At 60.3% G+C, this 6578-nt stretch carries 7 protein-coding genes; 1 reads left to right on the forward strand and 6 read right to left on the reverse strand.

Features of this window, described 5'->3' with window-relative positions; all coding sequences use genetic code 11:
• Positions 1–166: 166 nt before the first annotated feature.
• The 6 genes from pbpG to AB5Y92_RS13130 form a co-directional block, all read right to left on the reverse strand.
• Positions 167–994 carry a D-alanyl-D-alanine endopeptidase gene (gene pbpG, locus AB5Y92_RS13105; RefSeq protein WP_368226927.1) on the reverse strand — a complete coding sequence of 276 codons (828 nt, stop codon included), beginning with the start codon at positions 992–994 and terminating at the stop codon, positions 167–169.
• 160 nt (positions 995–1154) lie between these two features.
• Entirely contained in the window at positions 1155–1820 is a 666-nt protein-coding gene (locus AB5Y92_RS13110; RefSeq protein ID WP_005343012.1) for a DedA family protein, read from the reverse strand.
• Positions 1821–1838: 18 nt separating this feature from the next.
• The gene (locus AB5Y92_RS13115) at positions 1839–3131 is read right to left on the reverse strand and encodes a hemolysin family protein (protein ID WP_040069001.1); all 1293 of its coding nucleotides are present in this window, start codon (positions 3129–3131) and stop codon (positions 1839–1841) included.
• 243 nt (positions 3132–3374) lie between these two features.
• A complete protein-coding gene (ansB, locus tag AB5Y92_RS13120) occupies positions 3375–4433 on the reverse strand; it encodes an L-asparaginase 2 (RefSeq protein WP_021229073.1) in 1059 nt (352 codons plus the stop codon).
• A gap of 130 nt (positions 4434–4563) precedes the next feature.
• The gene (locus tag AB5Y92_RS13125) at positions 4564–4758 is read right to left on the reverse strand and encodes a heavy-metal-associated domain-containing protein (RefSeq protein WP_005348755.1); all 195 of its coding nucleotides are present in this window, start codon (positions 4756–4758) and stop codon (positions 4564–4566) included.
• A gap of 62 nt (positions 4759–4820) precedes the next feature.
• Complete coding sequence (locus AB5Y92_RS13130; protein WP_005336047.1) at positions 4821–5771, reverse strand: AEC family transporter; 951 nt, start codon at positions 5769–5771, stop codon at positions 4821–4823.
• A 137-nt stretch (positions 5772–5908) separates the two neighbouring features.
• Here AB5Y92_RS13130 and AB5Y92_RS13135 point away from each other — a divergent pair.
• Positions 5909–6578, forward strand: a 670-nt coding sequence (locus tag AB5Y92_RS13135; RefSeq protein ID WP_368226928.1) for a LacI family DNA-binding transcriptional regulator, incomplete at its 3' end; no start/stop codon positions are given.

The raw sequence follows: 6578 nt of genomic DNA on the forward strand, positions 1-6578 counted from the left end.
CCCTTTGCCTCATCTATAGGCGCGCTGTATGCCTGCTGTTGCTGCGGGGGACTGCGCGCAGCTCATCACTCAGGGTTTGGCTATCAACATCCTGCAAGGCCTGCTGAGGCGTTCTGCAGGCAATAAAAAAGGATGCCGCAGCATCCTTTTGTGTTGAGATATTTACTCAGCTTTTCAGCCATTTGCGAATGCGGTTGGCATCGCCGATGGGGGTGCGTTTGCCCACCGAGTTGAGCAGCACGATGGCGAGCTCGCGGCTGTCCGGTTTGGCGCGCATCACCAGACAGCGACCCGCTTCGTCAGTGAAGCCGGTCTTGGAGAGGCGCACGTCCCAATCCGGGTTTTTCACCAGCGGGTTGGTGTTGTTGAACATCAGGCTGTAGGCGGGGGCGCTGAAGCGCATCTCCCGGTTCTCATCCTGAGTGAACTGACGGATCAGCGGCTGGCGATAGGCGGCGGCGGCCAGCTTACCCAGATCCTGGGCGGTGGAGACGTTGCGGGTGGAGAGGCCGGTGGAGTCGTAGAAGTGGGTATTACGCATACCCAGCTGTCTGGCCTTGTTGTTCATGGCCCGCACGAAGGCGCTGCGACCGCCCGGATAGTGACGCGCCAGTGCCGAGGCCATCCGGTTTTCGGAGGACATCAGCGCCAGATGCAGGGCGTCGCGGCGGGTCACCTTGGTGCCCATGCGGATGCGGGAGTGGGTGTGTTTGACCCGATCCAGATCGTTCTTGTCGACCGTGATGGTCTGGTTGAGATTCTGCTTGGCATCCAGCACCACCAGCGCTGTCATCAGCTTGGTGAGGGAGGCGATGGGACGCACCTTGGTGGCATTCTTCTGGTAGAGCGTCATGCCCGTTTTTACATCCACGACCAGGGCGCTGCTCGAGCGTACTTCCAGTTTGGCAGGGTTGGGTGCCGCGCTGACCGCAGGCAATCCCAGCATTCCCATCAACCCGACAACCAGCGCTGCTGCGCGAATCCGACACCACATACAACCGACTCCATTCCCATCCAAAAAAAGGCGCTAGATTCACTCATTTTTACCCCGGCTTTACAAGGGCCGAGCGGGACTATTTCTGCTATTTGCGCAAAAATTGGCGATCAAAAAAGCCCTCTGGCGAGGGCTTTCGGGTCGGGCGTTGGGCGAGGGGTCAATCCCGCGGCTGCGCGGCCCTGCGTTTGCTGATCCAGCGCCAGACCAGCGCCACCATGCCACCCACCAGCAGGGCCACCGGCAGATAGATGATGATGTTGAAGAACTGGGTCTGGTATTCGGCGGCCAGCTTGGTGTGGCTCAGGTAGTAGCCAAACCCTACCAGCGGGCAGATCCACATGATGGAGCTGATCAGATTGACGATGAGAAAGCGCCCCTGGGGCAGCTCGGTGGCACCGACGATGTAGGGGTAGGCGGTGCGAACGAAGGCGATATAGCGCGCGGTGATCAGGGTGATGATCCCGTACTTGTCCAGCAGGTGGTAGACCTTCTGTTGGTGCCGCTCTTCCACGTGGGACATCAGCCGATGGTAGAGCTGGGTGTGGCCGAGAAAGCGCCCCTGCATGTAACCGAGCCAGGTGCCGACAAATGTAGCCATGATCAACAGCGGGATCACCCCGAGAGACAATACATCCTGATAGATGAGCACGCCGGTGAGGATCAGCAGGCTGTCACCGGGCAGAAAGGCGGTAGGGATGAATCCGTTTTCCAGTACCAGAAACGTCAGAATCACACCACAGATCATGAAGGCCATCTTGGGATCGGAAAGTGTGTTCAGATCGTGATTCATAAAGGCGTGAGCCAGTTGGTAAAACTGCTCCATACTTGCAAACTCCGCAGGTTAGCTGGGTTGATCGGTCAAGGGCATGGCGAGCACCTTGTCGATGCGCAGGCCATCCATGTCAACAATTTCCAGTTGCCACTGTTCCAGTGTCACCAGGTCTCCGGTTTGTGGAACACGACCAAGGAGCAGCATGATAAGCCCTCCGAGGGTGTGATAGTGATGTTTTTCTTCTTCTGGCAGACGAACCAGCTCCAGACAGTCCTTCAACTCCGGCAACGGGATCAGGCCATCGAGCAGCCAGCTGCCGTCGGCGCGCCGGAAGGCCCAGTTGTCCTCGCCATCCTCCTGCTGGAAATCCCCCGCCAGCGCCTCCAGCAGATCCTGCTGGGTGACCAGTCCCTGCAACTCGCCATATTCGTCCACCACCAGTGCCATCTGTTCGCTGTGGGTGCGGAAGTGGTTGAGCAGCTCGACGCCGTTGAGGGTCTCGGGTAGCAGGCTGCCCTCCTGGGTCAGGGCAGCCAGATCGATGGGCTCCCCCTTGATATAGGCGTGTAGCACCTTGCTGACATTGATGATACCCACCAATTCTGACAAGTTGCCGTCGCAGACCGGAAAATAGCTATGGCGATACTCCACCAGTCGCTGCAGGTTGGTCTCCAGCGGCAGCGCCAGATCCAGATAGCGGATATCGCTGCGCGGCACCATCAGGGAGGAGAGGCTGCGCTCGTCGAGACGGAAGACGTTGCGCAGCATGGTGTGCTCATGATCCTCGATCACCCCGGCTTCCGATCCTTCCACCAGCATGGCGTGGATCTCCTCCTCGGTGACGTTGGCGCTGCCGTTCTGGTTGACCCGCAGCAGCCGCAGGCTGGCATTGGTGGAGGCCGACAGCAGCCAGACGAAGGGGCGGGTCAGGGTGGCGAGCCAGTGCATGGGGCGGGCCACCAGACAGGCGATGCGCTCGGCATTGAGCTGGCCGAGCCGCTTGGGCACCAGCTCCCCCACCACAATGGAGAGATAAGTAACCACCACCACCACTATGACGGTGGCGATCAGGCCACTGCTCTTGGCGGGGAGCCCCCATTCTTGCAACCAGAGGGAGAAGGGCTGGGCCAGCAGGGATTCCCCGTAGATACCGTTGAGCAGACCTATGCTGGTAATGCCGATTTGGACGGCAGAGAGAAAATGGGTCGGGTCTTCGCCCAGTTTGAGGGCAATGGCGGCGGAGCGGTTGCCTTCAGAGGCAAGCTTGCCGAGGCGAGCCTTGCGTGCGGTGACGATGGCGATTTCTGACATGGCGAAGACGCCATTAAGCAAAATCAATCCCAGCAGGATCAATATTTCCATACAGCAACAGCACTCCTTGAGTGGATAAGATCGCTGGCAGTGTAATGAATTTGGCGGCGATGCGCTTGTGAAAGCGGGTGATCCGGCTCGCTAATTTGATGACAGCGCTCTGGGATGGCTGAAAAAGATGGCCGGAAAAGGGAAGGTCGACCCCGTCAAACGGCGTAATGGGCGAGGCAGCATTGCAGGAGTGAAAAGGGCGGGAAGTCCCGCCCTTGCTTGTCACTTGTCAGGCAACCGTTGTCAGAACTGCTGGAACCAGCGCTGGATCTGGGCCGGGTCTTTGCTCTGGGTCAGGGAGAGCATCAGCAGCACCCGCGCTTTCTGCGGGTTGAGAGTGCCGGAGGCCACGAAGCCGTACTTGGCATCATCGATCTCGGCATCCAGGGTGGTGGCGCCGGTCGGCACGCGGGCTGAGCGCACCACACGGATGCCGTCCTTGCTCGCCTTGGCCAGGGTATCGAACAGGGTGTGGTAGAGATTGCCGTTACCCACCCCGGCACTGACGATGCCATCGAACTTGGCATCCACCATCGCCTTGGCCGGCAAGTCGGTGGCGTTGGCGTAGCTGTAGACGATGCCCACTTGCGGCAGCTTGTCGAGCTTGCTCACGTCAAACGGCGTCTTGCTGGTGTGCAGACGGGCCGGAGTGCGCTGATAGTCGATCTTGCCGTTGTGGATGTAACCGAGCGGGCCGAAGTTGGGGGAGGCGAAGGTCTGCACGCCTGTGGTGTTGGTCTTGGTGACGTCGCGGGCATCCAGCACTGTGTCGTTCATCGCCACCATCACGCCACGGCCTTTGGAGGCGGGGTCGGAGGCGGTCACCACGGCGTTGTAGAGGTTGAGCGGGCCATCAGCACTCATGGCGGTGGAGGGGCGCATGGCGCCAACCAGTACCACCGGCTTGTCGCTCTTGACGGTCAGATTGAGGAAGTAGGCGGTCTCTTCCATGGTGTCGGTGCCGTGGGTGATGACAATGCCATCCACGTCATCCTTGGCCAGCAGCTCGTTGACCCGTTTGGCCAGCTTGAGCCACACCTCGTCGTTCATGTCCTGGGAGCCGATCTTCACCACCTGCTCACCCTGCACATCGGCCACGTTCTTCATCTCGGGCACGGCGGCGATCAGGGTTTCGATGGCCACCTTGCCAGCCTCGTAGTTGGACTGGGTAGCCGACTGGCCAGCTCCGGCAATGGTGCCGCCGGTTGCCAGAATATGGACGTTGGGCAGGGCCATCGCCATGGGGGAGAGGGTCAGGCCAACGACGGCGGCGAGCAGGGTCTTGCGGATCGGTAGGGTCATGCTGCAAATCCTTATGGTTGGAATAATCGCAGCAAGTTTGCCCGTTTAATAACCTGGGTCTGTGATAAAACTCACCAAAAGACAGGTGAGTACAGATTTTTAACCTGTTTTATACCTCAATGGAGATAATTTAACTCGCAGAGAAACCCTTGGCTTCGATCAGGGCGATCAGCTCTGCCTTGCTCAGCTCGCTCTCGATGAAGGCCTTGCTGCTGGCGAAATCGACGGTTGCGGTGGTGACCGCAGGCTGGGCCAGCAGCGCTTTTTGCAGACTGGCGGCGCAGCCACCACAGGACATGCCGGACACGGTGAGTTCGATGGTCATGGGATATCTCCTCTGTTGATGAACGCCAGCCTAAAGCTGCCGCCTCCGGCAAGGTCAAGCCGTCAGTACATAAGACCCAGATAGTTCATCAGAGTTGCCCCGAGGCTGGTAGTGACCAGCGAACCGAGGGTGGTGGTGGCGATGATGTTTGCGGCCAGCACGCTGTCGCCCCCCATGGCGCGGGTCATCACATAGCTGGCGGCGGCAGTCGGGGTGGCGCTGATGAGAAACAGAATACCCAGCTCCAGATGGCTGAAGCCGAGCAGGGCAGCCCCAAGAGTGAACGCAGCCGGAATGAGGCAGAGCCGCATGATACTGGCCCAGCCCGCAATGGCTGCACCACCGCGCAGGGCGTCGAGGCTGAGAGAGGCACCGGTGCAGAGCAGCGCCAGCGGCAACGTCATGTTGGCGAAGTAGCTGCCGGTGGTGAGCAGCAGTTGCGGCATCTTGATACCGAGCAGGGTAAACGGCAGCGCCGCCACAATGGCGATAATCAGCGGATTCTTGATGATGCCGAGCAGGATGGGGCGAATGCCGGTGGCACCGCCGAGACTGCGGGTGAGGGTGATCACCGCGAGAATGTTGTAGAGCACGGTCACCGCGCCGACATAGAAGGCCGCCGCACCCAACCCCTCGTGGCCGTAAGCGTTCTGCACATAGGCGAGCCCGATAATGGCGCTGTTGCCGCGAAAACTCCCCTGCACGAAGATGCCGCGCAGTCGCTGCTCCCCGATAAAACGTCCGGCCAGCAGCTCCAGCACCAGATAGCTGATAACGGTGGCGAGCAGGCCATAGCCGATAAACCAGAGGCTCGGCATGGTGGCGAAGTTGGTACCCAGAATACTGAGAAAGAGCAGAGCGGGCAGGGTGACCTGAAACACCAGCCGCGAGGCGGATTCGGTAAAGGGATCCGGCAGCAGCCCCAACCGCTTGAGCAAGATGCCGAGCAGCAGCACCACGCAGATGGGGCCTGTGATGGAGAGGGAGAAGAGCAGACTGGCCAGCAGATCCATGATGGGCATCCTGTGCTGTGCCCACATACCCTGACGGCGGGGCAAAAAGGGCATTCTAACGCCATGGGCTTGTATTCACAGGGGTTAATCACAACAATGTGGGCAATTCCACCGCCTAGCCTCCTGTGAGCCAATTCATGGACAAGAAACTGACCATCCTCGATATCGCCAGACTGAGTGGCGTCGGCAAGTCGACCGTCTCCCGGGTGCTCAATCAGGATCCCAAGGTGAAGCAGGAGACCCGCGAGCGGGTGGAGCAGATCATCGCCGAACATAGCTTCGTGCCGAGCAAGTCGGCGCGGGCCATGCGCAGCCAGAGCCAGCAGGTGGTGGGGATCATCGTCTCGCGGCTCGACTCCAGCTCGGAGAATCAGGCGGTGCGCGGCATGCTGGAGACCCTCTACCAGCGTGGCTACGATGCCGTGCTGATGGAGAGCAAGTTCTCCCCCGCCAAGGTACAGGAGCATCTGGCGGTGCTGGAGCGGCGCGGGGTGGATGGCATTATCCTGTTCGCCTTCAACGATCTCGACTATGCCGCCATGGCGCCGCTCAGGGATAAGCTGGTGCTGGTTGCCCGCGAATATCCCGGTTTCTCCTCAGTTTGCTTTGACGATGCCGGCGCTGTGCGTACCATGCTGGACCAGCTTGCTGCCCGCGGTATCCGCGACATCGCCTATCTGGGGGTGGATACTGCCGACCTCACCACCGGCCAGCGCCGGCTCGACGCCTACCTCGGCTACTGCGCCGAGCAGGGGCTGGCGGCGCGCAGCGCCCTCGGCGACCTCAGCCTGCAGAGCGGCTACCGGT

The organism is Aeromonas sp. R1-1, from assembly GCF_040908495.1.
In the GTDB taxonomy this organism is placed as follows: domain Bacteria; phylum Pseudomonadota; class Gammaproteobacteria; order Enterobacterales; family Aeromonadaceae; genus Aeromonas; species Aeromonas veronii.

Coding starts and splice junctions, on each gene's coding strand:
- pbpG (WP_368226927.1), bottom strand. CDS start 994: ATGTGGTGTCGGATTCGCGCAGCAGCGCTGGTTGTCGGGTTGATGGGA.
- AB5Y92_RS13110 (WP_005343012.1), bottom strand. CDS start 1,820: ATGGAGCAGTTTTACCAACTGGCTCACGCCTTTATGAATCACGATCTG.
- AB5Y92_RS13115 (WP_040069001.1), bottom strand. CDS start 3,131: ATGGAAATATTGATCCTGCTGGGATTGATTTTGCTTAATGGCGTCTTC.
- ansB (WP_021229073.1), bottom strand. CDS start 4,433: ATGACCCTACCGATCCGCAAGACCCTGCTCGCCGCCGTCGTTGGCCTG.
- AB5Y92_RS13125 (WP_005348755.1), bottom strand. CDS start 4,758: ATGACCATCGAACTCACCGTGTCCGGCATGTCCTGTGGTGGCTGCGCC.
- AB5Y92_RS13130 (WP_005336047.1), bottom strand. CDS start 5,771: ATGGATCTGCTGGCCAGTCTGCTCTTCTCCCTCTCCATCACAGGCCCC.